At 55.3% G+C, this 17,559-nt stretch carries 21 protein-coding genes and 1 pseudogene; 17 read left to right on the plus strand and 5 right to left on the minus strand.

The genetic code is table 11. The annotated features are described in order from the left end of the window. The 7 genes from traA to PWM43_RS14810 all read left to right on the plus strand — a co-directional run. Positions 1 to 2,115: Ti-type conjugative transfer relaxase TraA (gene traA, locus PWM43_RS14780; RefSeq protein ID WP_289843247.1), on the plus strand; the 2,115-nt coding region annotated here is incomplete at its 5' end. Between the two features lie 54 nt (positions 2,116 to 2,169). Then, positions 2,170 to 2,364, plus strand: a complete 195-nt coding sequence (locus PWM43_RS14785; protein ID WP_289843248.1) for a type II toxin-antitoxin system VapB family antitoxin — start codon at positions 2,170 to 2,172, stop codon at positions 2,362 to 2,364. Beyond that, complete coding sequence (vapC, locus tag PWM43_RS14790; protein WP_048848569.1) at positions 2,361 to 2,753, plus strand: type II toxin-antitoxin system VapC family toxin; 393 nt, start codon at positions 2,361 to 2,363, stop codon at positions 2,751 to 2,753. Before PWM43_RS14785 ends, vapC begins: the two co-directional genes overlap by 4 nt. A 25-nt stretch (positions 2,754 to 2,778) precedes the next feature. Continuing rightward, positions 2,779 to 2,916, plus strand: a complete 138-nt coding sequence (locus tag PWM43_RS14795; RefSeq protein WP_289843249.1) for a plasmid stabilization protein — start codon at positions 2,779 to 2,781, stop codon at positions 2,914 to 2,916. After that, entirely contained in the window at positions 2,913 to 3,050 is a 138-nt protein-coding gene (locus PWM43_RS14800) for a hypothetical protein (protein WP_289843250.1), read from the plus strand. The genes PWM43_RS14795 and PWM43_RS14800 overlap by 4 nt, the downstream gene beginning before the upstream one ends. After that, positions 3,050 to 3,721, plus strand: coding sequence for a DUF6118 family protein (locus tag PWM43_RS14805; RefSeq protein WP_289843251.1), 672 nt, complete (start codon positions 3,050 to 3,052; stop codon positions 3,719 to 3,721). The genes PWM43_RS14800 and PWM43_RS14805 overlap by 1 nt, the downstream gene beginning before the upstream one ends. A gap of 170 nt (positions 3,722 to 3,891) precedes the next feature. Next, the gene (locus PWM43_RS14810) at positions 3,892 to 5,628 is read left to right on the plus strand and encodes an ABC transporter ATP-binding protein (protein WP_289843252.1); all 1,737 of its coding nucleotides are present in this window, start codon (positions 3,892 to 3,894) and stop codon (positions 5,626 to 5,628) included. 4 nt (positions 5,629 to 5,632) lie between these two features. Here PWM43_RS14810 and PWM43_RS14815 read toward each other — a convergent pair whose 3' ends face one another. Together PWM43_RS14815 and PWM43_RS14820 are read right to left on the minus strand one after the other, a co-directional pair. Next, a complete protein-coding gene (locus PWM43_RS14815; protein WP_289843253.1) occupies positions 5,633 to 7,306 on the minus strand; it encodes an ABC transporter ATP-binding protein/permease in 1,674 nt (557 codons plus the stop codon). 55 nt (positions 7,307 to 7,361) lie between these two features. Next, entirely contained in the window at positions 7,362 to 8,570 is a 1,209-nt protein-coding gene (locus PWM43_RS14820) for a YcaO-like family protein (RefSeq protein WP_289843254.1), read from the minus strand. A gap of 496 nt (positions 8,571 to 9,066) precedes the next feature. Here PWM43_RS14820 and PWM43_RS14825 point away from each other — a divergent pair, with 496 nt between their 5' ends. From PWM43_RS14825 to PWM43_RS14865, 9 genes and pseudogenes are all read left to right on the plus strand, one after another. Further along, positions 9,067 to 9,435: a DUF2513 domain-containing protein gene (locus tag PWM43_RS14825; RefSeq protein WP_289843255.1), complete on the plus strand. Its 369-nt coding sequence runs from the start codon at positions 9,067 to 9,069 to the stop codon at positions 9,433 to 9,435. Next, on the plus strand, positions 9,432 to 10,391 hold the full coding sequence (locus PWM43_RS14830) for a tyrosine-type recombinase/integrase (protein WP_289843256.1): 960 nt from the start codon (positions 9,432 to 9,434) through the stop codon (positions 10,389 to 10,391). The genes PWM43_RS14825 and PWM43_RS14830 overlap by 4 nt, the downstream gene beginning before the upstream one ends. Positions 10,392 to 10,592: 201 nt before the next feature. Beyond that, complete coding sequence (locus PWM43_RS14835; RefSeq protein ID WP_289843257.1) at positions 10,593 to 11,246, plus strand: ParA family protein; 654 nt, start codon at positions 10,593 to 10,595, stop codon at positions 11,244 to 11,246. After that, positions 11,246 to 11,554, plus strand: a complete 309-nt coding sequence (locus PWM43_RS14840; RefSeq protein WP_289843258.1) for a hypothetical protein — start codon at positions 11,246 to 11,248, stop codon at positions 11,552 to 11,554. The genes PWM43_RS14835 and PWM43_RS14840 overlap by 1 nt, the downstream gene beginning before the upstream one ends. Further along, positions 11,551 to 12,510 (plus strand): replication initiator protein A, encoded by a 960-nt coding sequence (locus PWM43_RS14845; protein WP_289843259.1) that lies wholly within the window; start codon positions 11,551 to 11,553, stop codon positions 12,508 to 12,510. The genes PWM43_RS14840 and PWM43_RS14845 overlap by 4 nt, the downstream gene beginning before the upstream one ends. Before the next feature lie 767 nt (positions 12,511 to 13,277). After that, positions 13,278 to 13,496: pseudogene (locus tag PWM43_RS14850) on the plus strand (BrnT family toxin); the annotation flags it as partial. Further along, the gene (locus PWM43_RS14855) at positions 13,486 to 13,749 is read left to right on the plus strand and encodes a BrnA antitoxin family protein (RefSeq protein ID WP_061507491.1); all 264 of its coding nucleotides are present in this window, start codon (positions 13,486 to 13,488) and stop codon (positions 13,747 to 13,749) included. The pseudogene PWM43_RS14850 and the gene PWM43_RS14855, both read left to right, overlap by 11 nt. A gap of 170 nt (positions 13,750 to 13,919) precedes the next feature. Further along, positions 13,920 to 14,168 carry a hypothetical protein gene (locus PWM43_RS14860; protein ID WP_289843260.1) on the plus strand — a complete coding sequence of 83 codons (249 nt, stop codon included), beginning with the start codon at positions 13,920 to 13,922 and terminating at the stop codon, positions 14,166 to 14,168. Next, on the plus strand, positions 14,125 to 15,108 hold the full coding sequence (locus tag PWM43_RS14865) for a hypothetical protein (protein ID WP_289843261.1): 984 nt from the start codon (positions 14,125 to 14,127) through the stop codon (positions 15,106 to 15,108). Before PWM43_RS14860 ends, PWM43_RS14865 begins: the two co-directional genes overlap by 44 nt. A gap of 105 nt (positions 15,109 to 15,213) precedes the next feature. Here the strand turns inward: PWM43_RS14865 and PWM43_RS14870 are convergent, their stop codons facing one another. The 3 genes from PWM43_RS14870 to PWM43_RS14880 all read right to left on the minus strand — a co-directional run bounded on the left by PWM43_RS14870 (position 15,214) and on the right by PWM43_RS14880 (position 16,400). After that, complete coding sequence (locus PWM43_RS14870; protein WP_289843262.1) at positions 15,214 to 15,717, minus strand: MucR family transcriptional regulator; 504 nt, start codon at positions 15,715 to 15,717, stop codon at positions 15,214 to 15,216. After that, positions 15,710 to 15,976, minus strand: a complete 267-nt coding sequence (locus tag PWM43_RS14875; protein ID WP_289843263.1) for a conjugal transfer protein TraD — start codon at positions 15,974 to 15,976, stop codon at positions 15,710 to 15,712. The genes PWM43_RS14870 and PWM43_RS14875 overlap by 8 nt, the downstream gene beginning before the upstream one ends. Before the next feature lie 64 nt (positions 15,977 to 16,040). Next, positions 16,041 to 16,400, minus strand: coding sequence for a conjugal transfer protein TraD (locus PWM43_RS14880; RefSeq protein ID WP_289843264.1), 360 nt, complete (start codon positions 16,398 to 16,400; stop codon positions 16,041 to 16,043). Between the two features lie 96 nt (positions 16,401 to 16,496). Here PWM43_RS14880 and mobQ point away from each other — a divergent pair. Then, positions 16,497 to 17,559 (plus strand): MobQ family relaxase (gene mobQ / locus PWM43_RS14885; protein ID WP_289843265.1); only part of this gene is annotated, 1,063 nt, incomplete at its 3' end.

The raw sequence follows: 17,559 nt of genomic DNA on the forward strand, positions 1-17,559 counted from the left end.
GGGCATGCGGTGCCGCTGGCGGTGCGTCGGGCAGCGATGCAGCATTCCGGTCTTGGCGAGGAGCAGGCGCTGGCGGTGGGTGAGGTCACGAAGTCCCGCGACCTGTCCGTGGTGGTCGGGTATGCCGGGACGGGGAAGAGTACCATGCTGGGTGTCGCCCGCGGGGCATGGGAAGAGGCCGGGTATCGGGTGCGCGGGGCGGCGCTGTCGGGGATCGCGGCGGAAGGGCTGGAAGCGGGGGCGGGGATTGAGAGCCGGACGCTGGCGTCCCTGGAGCGGGCGTGGGAGCGTGGGTTCGACCTGCTGGAGCGCGGGGACGTGCTGGTGGTGGATGAGGCCGGCATGGTGGGGTCACGGCAGATGGAGCGGGTTCTGTCTGTCGCCCGCGAAGCCGGGGCCAAGGTGGTGCTGGTGGGCGATCCCGAGCAGTTGCAGGCGATCGAGGCCGGCGGGGCATTCCGGGCGGTGGCCGAGCGGGTGGGGTCGGTGGAAATCACGACGGTGCGCCGGCAGCGTGAAGGCTGGCAGCAGGCGGCTACGAAGGAGCTTGCGACCGGGCGGACAGAGCAAGCGCTGGGACGCTATGAGGCGGCTGGCCTGGTGCGCGGGCATGGCACGCTGGAAGAGGCGCGGGCCGGGGTCGTGGCCGGGTGGGAGGAAGCCCGTCAGGCTGCGCCAGAAGAAAGCCAGATCATGCTGGCGCACCGGCGTGTCGATGTGCGGGCGCTGAACGAAGCGGCGCGGGAGATCCGCAGGGAGGCTGGTGAGCTGGGTGACGACGTGCTGGTGCCAACCGCCCAGGGCGAGCGGGTGTTTGCGGACGGGGAGCGGGTCTACTTCCTGCGCAATGACCGGGAGCTGGGGGTAAAGAACGGCACGCTGGGCACGGTGCGGGGTATCGAGGGATCGGCCGAGGCCGGGGATCTGGCACTGTCGGTGCAGCTCGACGGGCCGGGTGGGACCGGGACTGGCCGGGTCGTGTCCGTGTCGGTGGCGGATTATGACGCGCTGGATCATGGCTATGCGGCCACCATCCACAAATCGCAGGGTGTGACGGTGGACCGGGCGCATGTGCTGGCGACGGGGAGCATGGACCGGCACGGGGCCTATGTGGCGCTGTCGCGGCATCGGGAGAGCGTGTCTGTCCATTGGGGGCGTGATGATGTGGGCGACCGGGACGGGCTGGTGCGGCGGCTGTCGCGCGAGCGGCTGAAGGATACCACGCTGGATTACCCGCAGGTCCGGGATCGGGATGCCGGGTTTGCACGGCGACGCGGGCTGTCTGTTCCCGAGAGCGAGATCGTGGTGGGGCGTGAACAAGACGTTTCTGGCCCCCGGCAGGACAGGCAGGCTGAAGGTGTGCCTATGCCAGAGCCTGCGGCGGCGCAGCGGAAGCGCGGGATGTTCGACGGGCTGGACCTGTCCGTGCGGGGGCGTAGCCGGACGGCGGAAAAAGACGTGTCGGCCGGGATGGATGCCGGGGCCGGGAAGGGGGAAAGTGGGATTGAGCGTGAGGCTCCCGCCTCTCCCTTTGCCGGGTTGCGGCTGCCGCGTGTGCAGCGCGAGCAGGTGCCGGCCGGGCTGGGTGGGTTTGTGCCGGGTGGTGATCCGCTTCAGCAGGCGGTGGAGCAGTATGCGCGGGCCTGGGTGGATGCCGAGCGCATGGTGCGTCAGGAGCTGCCGGTGCTGGAGCACCAGAAGAAGGCGCTTTTTGAAGCCGGGCGGGATCTGGAGCGGGTCCGGCGTGGCGGTGAGGCGGATCTGCGGGCGGCGCTGAAGCATCAGCCGGAGATCCGGCAGGCGCTGTATGGTCTGGAAGGTCCGGCACGGGCGCGCAAACTGGTCGAGGGGCTGGAGCATGAGGACAGGGTGCGGAAGAGTCCGGATCTGCGGGCAGCGCGGTTTGTGAAGGCCTGGGACGGGCTGAGCCGGGAGCAGCAGGGTGTGGCGCTGAAGGAGCTGAAGCGGGATGCGCAGCTTGAGTCCATTCTGCGGGAGAAAAGCCGCGAGCTGGGCATCCGGAAGGGATCGACGCTTGATCACGGGTTGCATCCCCATCAGCGGGAGCAGGCCCTCTCACGCTCCAGGTCGCGCGGTATGGATATGGGGATGTAATCTGCTTGAGAGAGGAGATGTTGATGTGTATAATTTTCACTGGAGATACACATCATGCGAACCAACATCATTATTGACGATACCCTCATGACAGATGCGCTGAAGGCGTCTGGCGTCAAAACCAAGAAGGAAGCGGTCGAACTCGGGTTGCGGACGCTGATCAAGTTGAATCAGCAGCGGCAATTGCGTTCCATGAAGGGCAGGCTGGAGTGGCGCGGCGATCTCGACGTCATGCGTTCCGACGCATGATTCTGGTCGATTCATCGGTCTGGATCGATTTTTTCCGAGGTACGGTTACGCCACAGGTTGATGCTCTGGACCGGTTGCTGGGAGAGGAACTGGTCGCCATTGGGGATCTGATGATGACGGAAGTTCTTCAGGGATTTGCGAGTGAACGGGATTTCAACAAGGCGCGGAGACTGCTTGGTGCTCTGGATCTGGTGGAGATCGGGGGGCGTGATGTCATGATCGAGGCGGCACGATATTTTCGTGATCTGCGCGCCAGAGGCATCACCATTCGGAAGACAATTGATACCCTGATTGCCACACGGTGCATCGTAAGCGGGTATCGGCTTCTTTACAGTGACCGGGACTTTGATCCGTTTGTGACACATCTGGGGCTGGAACGGGTTGTCTGATTTCGGCGTGGTGACTGAAGAGGACATGCAGAAAAAAGAAGCGGCCGTTCGGCTGGGATTGCTTCTGACGTTCATCGGTCGTGAGGCCGGTGTGCGTGATCAGGATATCACGGCCTTGCAGACCCGCGATCAGACCCCGGCCGAGGCCATGCCCTTCGAATGATCCTGCGGCTTGATACCAATGTGATCCTGGCGGCGACGAGGTCCGTCCCGGAGCCGCGTGTTCTGGTCAGCCGCGACGTGTCGCCTTTCGAGGCGACCGGTGTGCGGGTTCTCAATCCGTGGGAGGATGTCTGATGTCCGAGACAGATCCGGCAGCGCGTGCGTTTGAGGATCTGTGCGCCGAAATGACGGTGCTCCGGCGCAGCGTGGAAGCGTTGCCGCAGGCGTGGCGGGACAATCGACCGCCGGATTACACGGAGGATCTGGCCCGTGTCGTGAAGGCCATGAATGCGGTCGGGACGCATATGAAGGCGATCGAGGCCAATCCGACGCTGAAGATGACGCCCCAGGCGTATGGGCAGGGGATAAGGGAGGAAGGACTTACCGCCAGCCGGAGACTGGAAGGGGTCTTCCAGCAGGCGATCGGAGAGGTTCAGGGCGAACGGAAGAAGCTGGCTTCGATCATCGGTCACGCCAATACTCGACGCGATCAGTGGTTCTGGATGATTTTTATCGGAATCATAGCGTTTCTGTTCGGCGTGGGGATTGCACCGCCCGTATTTGGGTGGATGACCTGGAAGCATTTCGATCAACGCGTGGCGTCATTCATTGTCGGGGGGCAGGACCGGTGGGAGTCCGGAATGGCTATGATGCGGGATGCACGGTCGGAAAACTGGAACAGCCTTATGTGGGAGGATCGGCTGGTGCACGACAATCAGGTGAAGATCCGGGACTGCCGGATCGCGGCGACACAGGCCGCACAGCCAAAGCCTTGTGTGATTATAATCAAACCGGATGCACGGTGAATATAGAAAATATTTTAGAAGGATCATCCGTAATGTCATTATATTACGGTAGGCTCTTTTTGTTTATGTGAATATTAACATATAAAATAAAAACGTATAATTAGGATTTAAAAATGGTAGGACGTCCCCTTAAAGAGATATGGATTGTCCTTCTGAGGCCGTGGCGGGCGATGACGTCTCGTGAGAAGTTGTCCGTTGCCGCTATCATTTCACTGTCCGTTCTCGGCAGCGTAGTAGTGTCTTTTTCGCCCCTTTTCTTGTCGTTTGTTGTTAACGATCTGGGTAAGACTAATTTTTTTGCGTCATTTATTTTTATCCTTATCTACTGCGTGGCAGTGAACGGATCGCGTGCTATTTTGGCTGCGGGCACCTTTTTATTTGTTCCTCTCCGAAAACAAATTGAAGCGCGGATCGAACGTGCATTTTATGAAGATGTTCTCGGCCAGGAAGGAAATTTCTTCCTGCATTACAAAATCGGTGGGATCGGCCGCGATATTCACGATGCTACGCTCGGTTATATGCGCATTTTTTCCGCCATAGTGCTGTCAATTTTTCCCATCGCGTTGCAGGAGATTATAGCCGTTGTCATCGTCATGCGCTCTGGATTGCCGCTGGACGTAGCGATCTGTCTATTTGTTTTTATTGTTTCTTACGGAATCCTGTATTTCCTGCATTTTCGTGGCGAGACAGCGCTTTATTCAAAGACTTCTGTTCATGAAACTAAAACCGCCTCGATCACAACCGAGATTTTGTCCCATCAGGAGATTATACGGTCCTTTGGGCGAGAGGACATTGCGGTTGGAAGCCTGGTTAGAGCGCGCGAGGAGGGGGCGCGCGCCTGGATGCTGTTTTCTCGTCAGTCAATGCTCCATGTTGCCCTTCGGGCTGCGCTGGCGGCGGGTGGTGGTATTATAATTCTTGGTCTGACGGGCTGGCGTGTATGGTCCGGGACGGCCAGTGTCGGTGATTTCGTCATGGTCTCCGCCTATCTGATCGCGACGATCATGCCGGTCGAGCAGTTGGGCTACGTTGCTTCTGAACTCGGGCAGGGTATGGAAGCGGTGGCGCGTTGCGGGAGGCTCCTTAGCCGTCCCCGTATGCAGAAAACCGCTGACGATAACATGGCCGATGTTCCTGATACGCCGCTTGCCATTGACGTACGCGATTTGACGTTCTCCTATCAAGAAGAAGGCAGGGCTGGAGCGGCAGGAGACATCGCTCCAGCCCTGTGTAACGTCACATTCTCGCTGCCTGCTGGTGGAAAACTTGCTCTCGTAGGGCGCTCCGGCTCAGGTAAGTCGACGCTCGCCAAGCTGCTTCTTGGTCTCTATCCAGTTTTGCCGGAGCATGTCTTCATAGACAGTCGAGACGTGGCGACACTGCCGGTCGGGCAATTACGCAACGCGATTGCTCTTGTGCCGCAGGACGCCTTTCTGTTCCATGATACGCTGCGCGCTAATCTGCTTTTCGCCAAGCCGGACGCGACGGAGCATGAGATCGAACGTGCGCTAGAATACGCCGGGTTGACGGAATTGATGGTGCGGCTGCCTGAGGGGCTAGAAACAATCGTCGGGAGCCAGGGCGCGCGTCTGTCTGGCGGTGAACGGCAGAGGGTGTCGCTCGCCCGGGCCTTTCTAAGGAAGCCACGCCTCGTGATCTTCGACGAGCCGACCAGCGCACTCGATGCCGCGACTGAACGAGCTCTTCAGGAGAGGATCGCCGAGATGACGCGGGATGTGACGACGATCACGATCGCTCACCGGCTTTCGACGATCGTCGAAAGCGACGAGATTCTGGTTCTGGATGGCGGACGTGTTGTGGAACGCGGAGATCACGCGACGCTTCTGTCCGCAAACGGGCTTTATGCGGCGTTCTGGAAGGACGGTTTCGGCGAGAAAGGCGTTTGATCCTCTACAGCGTTATTTTCCCGGACGTCCATGCCCCGTCTCCGGCGAGATCGAGCGAGTCCGTATGGAAACGGTCGAGAGACGGATGATGCGAGACGCTGACGATGATGCTGGCGGGGAGGTGTGCGACCAGAGTTCGATAGAGCACTTCCTCCGATCGCCCGTCGAGCGAAGCCGTCGCCTCATCGAGAAAGAGGATGTCGGGCTTGTGAAGAAAAGCGCGGGCGAAGGCTAGCTTCTGCAACTGGCCGGGCGAGAGGCGCTTCCTCCAGCGAGCGGTTTCGTCGAGCGCCGAGCTGAACGGCGTCATCAGTGCCGCATTCAATGCTGCGGCGTAGTCGGCGTCCTTGAAATGGCTGGATTCCTGAGGATAAGCGAGCGCGTCGCGGAGCGTTCCGTCCGGGAAATAGGCGAGTTGAGGCAAGCTTATGACGTTAGCATCGTGCGGGAATAGGATCGTTCCGTTTCCGTAAGGCCATAGCCCGCCCAGTGTCCGCAACAGGGAACTTTTCCCGCTGCCCGGGCTGCCCCGGACGATCCAGCGCTCTCCAGGACGGATAGTGGCGGACAGATTGCCGATCAGCGTTTTGTTCTCTGGATCGGCGACGCTTAGATCGTGCAGGATAAATTCCGAATCGGCTGCGCGCTCGATGGTGGGTTGATGTAGTCGGCCTGCTTCGGCTGCGGCATCTTTCAACTCGGTGAGACGGGTGGAGGCTGCGCGGAATTGCTGGATCGTCGTGTAGTTATCGACGATCCATTGCAGACTCACTGTCAGCGCAGCAACTCCAGCTGCCGTCTGCATGAGGGCGTTCGCGCCGATCTCATGGCGGAAATAGCGTGGCAGGAGAAGCAATGTGGGAATCTGCGCGCCGGTAAGCGCTAGGACGCCGCGCAGCATGTCGAAGCGTGCGTTGAAGAAGGCGAGGCGAAGGACGGCGGTTCTGACTGAAAGAAACTTCCGAAGCAGCGTTTCCCCCTCGCGCGGGCCGCCACGCATGAGTGCTATCGCCTCGGCGTTGTTGCGGATGTCGGCGGCGGCAAAGCGGAAATTCGCTTCCGCTTGCTGCTGCCGAATTGTGAGGGTCTTGAACGCACGGCCCGCGAAAGCAGCGACGATCGTCACGAAACTGGCCCACGCGATGCTGAACCAGAACATTCCGCCCGGGATCGTCAGCCCCTGCCCGGCCCATCCGAGAACGAGTGGGCCGCCTTTCTCCCAGACGAGCAGCGAATAAGTCCAGAGCATGGATATGTTCTTCAGGAATCCGATCGCGAGCGACAGCAGCGTCGTTGCAAACTGGTCGGTGTCTTCGGAGATGCGCTGGTCCGGATTGTCGATGCGCCGTGTCCGCTCCATCCAGGCGAAGGCATCGTTTCGCAACCAGTTGCGCATGACAACGTTTGTCAGCCATTGCCGCCAGTCGATGCCGATCCATTTGATGAAGAGTAGTGCCAGCGCGCTACTAACTTCTGTGGTGCAGACGGCGATTACGAAGGCAAGCACGAAACTGCCGAAATTATTCGAATCGGCGGATACTAAAAGTTGGGCGAGAGCGCCCTGCCAGCGCGTGAAGAGCAGCGAGCCATAGACGGAGATTTGCGTCGCGATAATCGCACCGATTAGCAACAGATAGCGCCGCAGAATGCCATGCCTAGAAAACCAAAATTCTGTCACGAGATTTATCAATTGCTGAAAGCCGATCAATTCGAAGTTTAGCGGTAAATCGACCTTATTTCATATATGACATTGCTCGTTGCCCAGGCAGTATTACAGCACCCATACGGACTAAATTGAACCTATCCAATATTGGGCAGTGACAGCTAACAACGCTAAATAAAGAAGGCTCTGAATGAATTTCATAGCAAAACACCTCACCACCAACAGCGTCTATTTTGGAATATAATTTTTCAAGAATTGAATTTATATCTAAGAATACATCTGGATAATTCCAGTTTATTTTTGGTATAATGCTTTCGTCTACATTAAAATTTACGCAATCAACAAATTTTTTATAACTTTTAACTGCAAGTAACGCGGATTTCTCTGCTTTAGACACCAAGTGTGATGTTAGGCGAACCTCATGGTATTGTAATAGTTCCCAGAGGGCACGATAAGCCGCGTAAATTGGGGAGAGAGAAGTGCCCGAGCCAATTGGAGAAGGGTTTTCGGCATATAAATCGTCCTCGGAAACAGCACAAAAGCTTGGGACATCGATGTCTGTAGTAATATCTATTAAAAGTATATTTTTTAATAATGATTTTGATAATATAATATCGATTATGTTTTTTAAATCGTCTGGCAAGCTATCTAAATTTATTATCTTTCCAAATTTTTTGTCGCCTAGAAAATGGTCAGCGAGAAAAATAGAAAGAGCGTCGCGCTCGATAAGCTCGCTGATGCTGTGAATGCAAGCCTCTTCATAAGAGTTTGCGATAGAAATTCCGGAATTTGTTCCTTCTTTCAGAAGTTTTTTATAATCTAAATTATCATGTAGATGAATTTTATTTGTGTAATCAACGAAAGACAAAAATACAGGAACGTAATTTATTTCTTCTGAAAACATTCTTTTATAAGGTAAACATCCCAAAGTTTTCCCTTTTTGTCTCACTATTTCACAATAATAAGGTGTGTTTTTAATTGTCTCGTCAAATTCTAAAAAATCAGTTTTCAAATAATTTATATTTTCTGAAATCGCGTCAAAAGAAGAAAAATAATGCTCTACGGATTCATATATACTTCCAACTTCTGATGTTTTCCCTAATCCTTTTCCATATCCAACACTTAAAATATCGCCATTATTGTTTTTTATTATGCATTTGCTTGTTGTATTAGATTTTCCTAATGTGGAAACAGCAAAGTGCCATGACTTGGATTTCGCATATTCGTTTATCAATGATATTGAATATTCAGCGGAATACTTTCGTTCGATGAATTTCATTTTTATCACCGTAGAAATGGCGGAGGAAAGATATTTAACTTTCCCCCGCTCTAAAATTTGCTCTTATTAAGAGGCAATCTTCTTGAGAATTCGAGCTTCATCTACGGTTAACTGATCTTTTGAAGTAAGATTCTGATATTGTTTGTTTTCAGACGGATTTTTAGATCGAGAATAATTGATTGCAGATAGCGCTGAGACCTCGGGTTTGGTTTGGTGCGGATATTCGACGCCCATGTTCTTTATCCTTTCCTTAGTCATTGCAATATGTGGAAAGAAATTCCACACGAATGATCAACGCATAGAAAGGAAGGAAAGTAAATTTATTTTTCTATGTTGTGTGTTTCGATGCTGTGGAAAGTGCCGCAGTATCCTACAATTTGTACAGTTATTTCCAAAAAAAATCAACTACCTCTCTATTTCATACCCCTGATAATGTCCTTTATCAGGGGTATGAAACGTAATAGAGTCAGCGCATGGCAGAGGAGAGCAAGCATCCATGAAGCGCGACATGGACCTGGTGCGCGAGATCCTTCTCGCCATCGAGGCAGACGAACAACTCAATGGGATGGGTATTCATGAGTTCCGAGATCCCGGCGACTTGGGAATATCAGACTGTTCTCCAGAGCGATTTGTCTACGCGCAACTCCTGTTGGTCGATGCCGGCTTTCTTCGCGCCAAGACGGATGGCTGGGTACCATCCATTTCAGGTTTGACGTGGGAAGGACACGAATTCCTCGATACGGTGCGTGATCCGGAGATCTGGCGCAAGACGAAGGAGCAGACCAGGGGGGTAGCGAGCGTTGGCATTGGTTTCCTATGGGAAATTGCGAAGGGTGAAATCCGGATGAAGCTAGGGCTGCCATGATGATGCAACTCGCTTCCTCTTCTGGTTCTGTGCTGCCGGCTCTGGTCGCCTCGGCCGGTGACCGTGCCAGGCTTCGCTTTCTGGAGTTTTTTGCTGCACAGATCCGCAATCCAAACACACGGCGTGCCTATGCGCGGTCGGTCGCCGGCTTTCTGGCTTGGTGCACGGATCTCGGTGTGACGGAGTTGGAGGGCGTGACGTCCCTGCATGTTGCCACCTGGATCGAGCTGCAAGGCCGCACGCTGTCAGCGCCAAGCGTGAAGCAGGCGCTGGCGGCGCTGCGGCATCTGTTCGACTGGCTGGTGACCGGCCAGGTGGTGATGGTCAATCCGGCCGCGTCGGTGCGCGGGCCGGCGCATAGCGCCCGGGTTGGCAAGACGCCAGTTCTGGCGGCGACCGAGGCGCGGGCTTTGCTGGATGGCATCGACGTGTCCACGCCGGGCGGATTGCGCGACCGGGCGCTGATCGCGCTGATGGTGTTTTCTTTCGCGCGGGTGGGCGCGGCGTTGGCGATGCGGGTCGAGGATGTGTTCGTGCAGAACCGTCGCCTGTGGGTGCGGTTGCGTGAGAAAGGTGGCAAGCAGCACGCCATGCCCTGCCACCATACGCTGGAGGACGCCCTGCACGCCTATCTTGATGGCACCGGGCTGGTCGGTGAACCGAAGAGCTGGCTGTTTCGCACCATCCAGCGCGGCACCGGGCAGCTTTCGGAGCGGCGGCTGGAGCAATCCGACGCGCATGCGATGGCCAGGCGACGGGCAAAAGCGGCCGGGATCGAGACCGCGATCGGCAACCATACCTTCCGGGCGACCGGGGTGACGACCTATCTGAAGAATGGCGGCACGCTGGAGAATGCGGCCGTCATGGCGAACCACGCCTCCACCCGCACCACCCAACTTTACGATCGCCGGCGCGAGGACATCTCCCTCGATGAGGTCGAGCGCATCAGGGTGTGAAAACGCTATGATTTCGTTGCTTACGACTTGGCCCTAGTCAAAGTGAACATCGTCACCATCCTCGTTTAGAGAGGGCAGGCGGGATTCCTGGCGGGGAAGCTTTGTCTTTACTAAACGAACAAGCGAATAACTTATTAAGCGAATTGTCTAATAAGCGACTAAGCGATATGTGTTGCTTAGTCGCTTGAGTTAGGAGGCACCATGCAGACTTGGGCTATCATCGCGCAAAAAGGTGGGCAGTCGAAAACAACGATCGCGACCGCTTTCGCCGTCGAAGCTGTTCGTGAGGGGGCATCCGTTGTTATCCTCGATGCCGACGATCGGCAGGGGTCGGCGCTTTATTGGTCGGAACGCCGAGATGTAGACGACGTGATGGTGAAGGATAGTAGTGTTGCGGGGTTGCCGCTGCATGTCTCGCGCGGGCGCAGTAGCGGCAAGTTGGATCTTATTATCATCGACACGCCAGCGAACTCGAAGGACATCGCCATGCTGGCGGCCGAGCAAGCCGATTTCGTGGTAATCCCTGTGGCGCCGCGTGGGCTGGACGTTCATTCAGTCCTGCAAACAGTCAAGCAGGTGCAGCAGGCGGGCACACCATTCGCGGTGATCCTAACCCAAGTGCCGCACCAAGGTGGGGAAGAGGCCGAGGCTCGCGCCGGCTTTGCTGCGAAGGGCGTTGCCCTTTTCGATAGCATGCTTCACTTCCGCAAGGATTTCTACAAGGCGACTCCAATCGGCAAGACCGCAGTTGAGTTGGACCCGAATAGCAAGGCATCGGCCGAGTTGCATGCTGCGTTCGCTGAGGTTAAGCGGTTAAGCGGATATGCGAATAAGCTAATAAGCGACATGGCGTAATGGCGAAAAAAACAACGGCTTTGGCCGGAATCTTCGACGATGAGCTCGAAACTCGAACCCTGCCGAAGGTTGAGACGCAACCAGCGTCAATACCGATAAAGGCAGGGAAGGGCGTGAGCGGCGAAAGTACAACGCGGCGCAACAGTCACCCCGGCAAAAAACCTGTACTGATCCATATCCCCGAAGACATGCACCGCACCTTGAGGCAGCTTAGCGTGGAGGAAGGAGGGGAACCTTTGACAGTCATCACTGAGCGGTTATTGCGGCAATATCTCGTTCAGCGCGGTCACACGAGATTCGCGCCGTGAGCAAGCGCCGTGATCCTAACTCGGAATTCGATTTTTTCATTCCATTAATGAACGATCTTCCGCTGAAAGATCAGCGAGAGGTGATGGAGCGTCCATTCTTTTCACTCCAGAAACGCAAACGCCTCAAACCGATCGAATATCGTAGTCCGGACGGCGAGGCGTGGGTGAAGGTCGAGGCGATGCCTGCCTATGGCATGGCGACGATTTGGGATGCCGATATCCTTATTTGGGCCGCGTCCGTCCTTAACCGAATGAAGGAGCAGGGGGTCAATGACCTTCCACGCACGCTTACCACGACCACCTACGACCTGTTGCGTGGTATCCGGAGGGGGACCGGAGGACGTGACTATAGCGAGTTACAGGCTGCGTTGTCGCGATTGGAGACAACTTCTATTCGCACGTCAATCCGAGCGCCGAAGCGGCGTACAGAGGCCCAGTTTGGGTGGTTGGATGGGTGGACCCTAGAAGTAGATCCAGCCACGGACCAGCCGCGCGGTATGACTATTACCCTGTCAAATTGGGTTTATGAAGGCATTGTTAGCGAACGGTCGTTGCTGACCATGCATCATGATTACTTTCTGCTGACAGGGGGGCTTGAGAGGGCCTTATACCGAGTTGCGCGTAAGCATGTTGGTCAACAACGTGGTGGGTGGATGTGCCGCCTTGAGGTGTTGCGCGAAAAAACCGGCAGTGATGCAACCTCGAAGGAATTCACGCGCATGGTTCGCAAGGTCATAGAGACTGACCAGCTGCCCGAATATACAATGACGATGACGAAAACGACCGATAAAATACCAGCAGTCTTGTTCGAACTACGTTGCGCTTCCGAGGCGGCTGAATTGCACGCTAGGCTGGAAGAAGAACGAGAGCGTAGGGAGCGTGTTGAGGTTGATCAGAAGCGTGCCGAGGAAGTGGACAAGCTGATGGACCATCTCGCAAAAGTCGAACGACGTTGACGCGTCGGGGTTTCACCCACCGGCCGAGGCCTTACTTCCGTTAAGGACGCCGTATCGCTGACTCGGTTTCTCTTATTTCATAAGGAATGTGACGGATGGGGTGTGGATAAGTCATACTAGATGTCGGGGTTTCACCCACCATACTGTTGGGGTTTCACACACTGAAGTGCCGGGGTTTCACCCACCGAATCACGGGGTTTCATCCACCAGGCGGTTTCATAGGGTATTGAAAATAAGAACGAAAATCGATCCGTTGAACGGCTTAACTTATTTAACAAGTCTTTTTTAACAAAATCTCTAACGACAAACCACCGCCTCTTGGGGGCTACGCCCCCGCCGGCTCGCGGCCTACGGCCGCCCCAATCGCGCTATGCGCGATCTCCCACCCGGCATCCCCCTGCTCGCCCTTCCAGGGCTGCGCTAAACGGACACGCCTACGCCGCGAAATCATAATTTGACAATGCGTTCCCGCATCGTCTCTCTACCAGCACCTTCCTCTCCCGCGTCGGCGCCTTTGGCGCCCTCCGGGGCTCCCGCTCCGCGCTCGCCCGACGCCTGCAACACCAGAAGAACCGGGCAGGACCGTAATCTGCTCAAAGCGCACCGGTGTTCAGGCGATCATTCAGCGGCTCACGTGTTGCAGCATGCCCGCCAGACGCCACAGGATGGCCGTACAGGCATTACCCTGTGTGGTGGCTGGTTTTGTGGTCTGTAACAGGAATTGCGCCCTGTACGCCCCTCCCAGAGAGGCTTAGCGCAAACATGGGGTCTCCCGTGCGGAAATCGAGCAGGTCCTGCTGGGAGAATCTGCCGTCATGGCTGATCCTTATCCCGGTGAACCCCGGATGCGGGCCATTGGCAGGACTGAAGCCGGACGTTACGTTTTCCTGGTCTTCATGTTCAGGACAATCAGCAACCAAACCAGGTTACGTCCCATCAGTGCCCGTTACATGCATCAGAAGGAGATCGACCACTATGAGCAGTAAAAATAGGTCCATGCCCTCGCTGCACAGTGACGAAGCGGCCGAGGATTTCGTCGCGACCGCCGATCTAACCCAATATGATCTGTCCGGTTTCAAGCCCATGCGCTTTGAGATCGAACCCAAGGCAGCCGCCCTCAACATGCGCCTGCCTGCGTCCCTGCTGGACGCCGTGAAAGCCAGGGCGAAGGCAAAGGGCATTCCTTACACACGCTATGTCCGGATGCTGTTGGAGACCGATGTTGCACAGACGCGGTAAAGCGTATTCCGGCCAGAACAGAGGAGATCGGGCAGATCGTAAACAGTCGGCAGAACAGGGATAATTTTATCATTAATAAATCGTAATATTATTGCGAATTGTGTATGAATATGGTTCCCTGTTTTAGGGAAGGCCATCTTTGATGCCTTCCCTAAAACAGGAGAAAACGTATGAGAAAAACATTCTTATTGATGATTTTTTCTTTTCCAATATTGGCTTCTGCCCATGACATGGGGATAAAACAATCAAAAAATGAAGATTTACCATTCCATACGATGCGTAATGTAATTTCTCTGCCTTTAGTTATTCAAGACGCTTCCAATGGCGATCCTGATCCAACCTGCAGTCCTTGTATATATCCTATCGATCTTGGTGATGATCAACAGTATTGTGCTGGTCGTGTCTCGCATCCGTGCTGAATTTTTCATAGGGATAAAAAAAATAGTAGAAAACCCAATGAAATACGTTTCATTGGGTTTTCTACTATTTGCGCAAGGTGCAGAAGCACAATCTGGGGAGAATTATATTGTCCATGGCTATAGCGTAGAAGATATCAATACGGAGGTAAGCCGGATCTTCAAACCGCGTTTTGAATCCGACCTGGCCGAATGGCGGTCGAAGCTTTGCATTGATGTTTTCGGTTTAACGCCTCAATTCACCCATCTTTTTTCTGGACTTCTAGTAAAGAAGTTTAATTATTTCAACCTTGAGTCTAGTAGTAGTTGTATTGATAAAAATGTTTTCGTTTTTTTTACTGATCAATCTGATCGCCTCGCTGCTGAAGTCGAAAGCAAAAATCCGAACCTTTTCGTCGGATATGAGGCGTCTCCTGTATATCAATCAAATTTCGACGGGCCATCCGAATCAATACAGCGTGAATTTCTTCGAAGTAGAGCCATACGATGGCTTGTATCAACGGCGAAGGAAAACCGTGAATCTATTCCACCATTAGTGTTGCCTTCGTCTTTCGGCCCAAGTTATTTTTCACAAAGTTACGATCCATCTCTTGTTATATCTCCCACAAGGAAAGATATTCATTTATCCATTTTAATAATAGATATAGAAAGAATAAAAAACGCGAAATGGGTAGATTTATCTGATGTGGTGTCAATGATAATTATGAGTGCGCCAATTTTAGGTGAGTCATATTCTAGTATTACTTTTCTTAAGCAAACCAATGAAAAAAATATTCCCAATTTATCTCTACACCTGACTGATTTTGATCAACTCCTTCTCAAAAATTTATATGACCTTCGTCCTGGCGAAGATGCGCGCAGCGCGGTGGGTTACATTTCAGAACGCATTTGGCAGGAAACATCGCGACAGAAAAGACCAGAAGGTAATATTCAAGAAAATTAGTAGAAATGAATTAAATATATAGTATTTCATGTAAAATTAATATTAGTGTTGGTTTTTAACGCGGGAATGAGAGATCGTTCCCGCGTTCTGTTTCCGTCTGGATTTTCAGGCCCGTTTTGGCCTACGCCCGCGTTTTTTTGCCGGTATGTGCGTGACCGGCACCTGATTTTCAGCGGGCGCTGCAATGCCCGGTGCCGTCTTGATGGTCCGCCCCAGTCCGATTTCCTGGGCCAGGGTAGAGCGTCGGGCCGCATAGTCAGGAGCCACCATCGGGTAGCTTTCAGGCAGGCCCCATTTCTCCCGATACTGTTTTGGCGTCATGCCATAGGCGGCGTGAAGATGACGCTTGAGCATCTTCAGCTTCTTCCCGTCCTCCAGGCAGACAATGTAATCCGGAAAGACTGATTTCTTCACAGGCACGGCCGGGACCAGATCCGGTGTTTCGATTGTCGTCTGTCCCAGACTGCCGAGTGCCTGAAACACCGTGCTGATGAGGCCGGACAGCGCGTCCGCCGGAACCGTGTTGCTGCTGACATAGGCCGTGACAATCCGGGTTGTCAGTTCCCGTAGCGTGTCCGTTTCAGATGATCGTGTTTCGTGGTCAGTCATGGTTGTTTCCGCCTGTTGCCCTGTCATATCCCCGGTCTGCATCAAAGGCATGAAGCCCCACGCGTTTCCAGCGTGTTTTCAGGTCGTCTAGAGTGGTATCATTGCCGCCCTGAAGCTGCCCCGCAATATCGAGGAAAGCGCCGAACAGGGTGGCGCGATCATCGTCGGTCAGATCGACCAGACCCGCCTTTTGTACCAGCCCGCCCAGTTCGATCAGATGATGGGTACGTTCGCGTCGCGCCTTCGCCCAGTCGCGCATGTCAGTGCGTGCCTTTCGTGCCTGATGGCGATGGATCAGGGCCGCCTGCTTCCTGATCCGTCTTTCAAGTGCGAGAAGCTCCGTTCTGATCGTTTCCGGTTCCTTTCCGGCCGCCCTTTTTTGCGCCGGCCTGAAAGAACGCCGTCCCCTGTTCGGTCCACCTCGCGACGGCTTCGGGTTTGCCGTCCGCCTGTTCGACAGCCGCAAGAAGTACACCGGCCAGCGCCTCGATCGACAGGGTATCGGCTCCCGTCGCCTCGACCAGTTCGCCGAGCTGGATGGTCCGTTGCGCCTTAAGCTGCTTCGCCTTTTCCTGAAGCGCCTTCAGTTCCGCATCAATGTCCCGTGGCTTACGCATTTCCGGTCCTCTGTCCTGCTGATCTATGCCATACTCTATCACACAGGCGAGAACCGCGTCACTCATCCAGAGTAATCAACCCTTTTGGCGCAGTAAAATGTGAGTGCGCGCTTATACGTCACTTCGTGACGTGCGCTTAAGTTGTGTGATAAGATCGCGTCCATGGCGATCTATCACCTGCATGCGAAGGTCATCAGCCGCGCCACTGGTCGGAGCGCTGTAGCGGCGGCGGCCTATCGCGCGGCGTCCCGCCTGCATGACGTGCGGCTGGATCGCGACCATGACTTTTCCAACAAGAGCGGCGTGGTGCATTCCGAGATCCTGCTGCCCGATGGCGCACCGGAGCGGTTTCTTGATCGGTCTGTTCTGTGGAACGAGGTCGAGGCGATCGAGAAGCGCAAGGATGCCCAGCTTGCCCGCGAGGTGGAGTTTTCAATCCCGCGCGAAATGCCCCAGACGCAGGGGATCGCGCTAGCACGGGATTTTGTGCGGGAGCAGTTCGTGGAACGCGGCATGGTGGCCGATCTCAATGTGCATTGGGACATTGGTGAGGACGGACAGGCGAAGCCGCATGCCCATGTGATGCTGTCCACGCGGTCTGTGGATGAGAACGGGTTTGGTGCGAAAGAACGCTCGTGGAATGACAAGGAACTCCTGCTGACGTGGCGGGAGCGATGGGCGTCACTTGCCAATGAACGGCTGGCCGAGCTGGACCTGGACGTGCGGATCGACCATCGGACGTTTGCCGCACAGGGGATCGACCTTGAGCCGCAGAACAAGATCGGACCCGCAGGGTCACGTCGGCCGGAGCGCGGTGAACCGTGTGAGCGCGTTGCCGACCATCTGGAGATCGCGCGACGCAATGGCGAGAAGTTGCTGGCCGAGCCGCATGCGGCGCTGGAGGCGCTGACGCGACAGCAGAGCACGTTTACCCGGCAGGATCTGGCGCGGTTCGTGGACCGGCATACGGTGGATGCTGAACAGTTTACGGCCGTCATGGTTCGGGTGGAGGCGTGCCCGGAGCTGGTCTCCCTCGGGAGGGACGGTCATGGGCGGGAACGGTTCTCCACACGGGAGATGATCGGGGTCGAGCAGCGTCTGGAAGAAGCGTCGCTCGCGATGGGGCTGTCCCAGGGGCATGCGGTGCCGCTGGCGGTGCGTCGGGCAGCGATGCAGCATTCCGGTCTTGGCGAGGAGCAGGCGCTGGCGGTGGGTGAGGTCACGA

It is taken from the genome of Brytella acorum (assembly GCF_029309905.1).
Taxonomy (GTDB): domain Bacteria; phylum Pseudomonadota; class Alphaproteobacteria; order Acetobacterales; family Acetobacteraceae; genus Brytella; species Brytella acorum.

Bases quoted from the DNA above. Each gene is read 5' to 3' on its own strand.
- PWM43_RS14875 (WP_289843263.1), bottom strand. From the start codon at position 15,976: ATGCGCGACTGGGCGAAGGCGCGACGCGAACGTACCCATCATCTGATC.
- PWM43_RS14825 (WP_289843255.1), top strand. From the start codon at position 9,067: ATGAAGCGCGACATGGACCTGGTGCGCGAGATCCTTCTCGCCATCGAG.
- PWM43_RS14820 (WP_289843254.1), bottom strand. From the start codon at position 8,570: ATGAAATTCATCGAACGAAAGTATTCCGCTGAATATTCAATATCATTG.
- PWM43_RS14785 (WP_289843248.1), top strand. From the start codon at position 2,170: ATGCGAACCAACATCATTATTGACGATACCCTCATGACAGATGCGCTG.
- PWM43_RS14870 (WP_289843262.1), bottom strand. From the start codon at position 15,717: ATGACTGACCACGAAACACGATCATCTGAAACGGACACGCTACGGGAA.
- PWM43_RS14860 (WP_289843260.1), top strand. From the start codon at position 13,920: ATGAGAAAAACATTCTTATTGATGATTTTTTCTTTTCCAATATTGGCT.
- PWM43_RS14795 (WP_289843249.1), top strand. From the start codon at position 2,779: ATGCAGAAAAAAGAAGCGGCCGTTCGGCTGGGATTGCTTCTGACGTTC.
- PWM43_RS14800 (WP_289843250.1), top strand. From the start codon at position 2,913: ATGATCCTGCGGCTTGATACCAATGTGATCCTGGCGGCGACGAGGTCC.
- PWM43_RS14830 (WP_289843256.1), top strand. From the start codon at position 9,432: ATGATGATGCAACTCGCTTCCTCTTCTGGTTCTGTGCTGCCGGCTCTG.
- PWM43_RS14865 (WP_289843261.1), top strand. From the start codon at position 14,125: ATGATCAACAGTATTGTGCTGGTCGTGTCTCGCATCCGTGCTGAATTT.
- vapC (WP_048848569.1), top strand. From the start codon at position 2,361: ATGATTCTGGTCGATTCATCGGTCTGGATCGATTTTTTCCGAGGTACG.
- PWM43_RS14840 (WP_289843258.1), top strand. From the start codon at position 11,246: ATGGCGAAAAAAACAACGGCTTTGGCCGGAATCTTCGACGATGAGCTC.
- PWM43_RS14880 (WP_289843264.1), bottom strand. From the start codon at position 16,400: ATGAGTGACGCGGTTCTCGCCTGTGTGATAGAGTATGGCATAGATCAG.
- PWM43_RS14805 (WP_289843251.1), top strand. From the start codon at position 3,050: ATGTCCGAGACAGATCCGGCAGCGCGTGCGTTTGAGGATCTGTGCGCC.
- PWM43_RS14810 (WP_289843252.1), top strand. From the start codon at position 3,892: ATGACGTCTCGTGAGAAGTTGTCCGTTGCCGCTATCATTTCACTGTCC.
- PWM43_RS14835 (WP_289843257.1), top strand. From the start codon at position 10,593: ATGCAGACTTGGGCTATCATCGCGCAAAAAGGTGGGCAGTCGAAAACA.
- PWM43_RS14855 (WP_061507491.1), top strand. From the start codon at position 13,486: ATGAGCAGTAAAAATAGGTCCATGCCCTCGCTGCACAGTGACGAAGCG.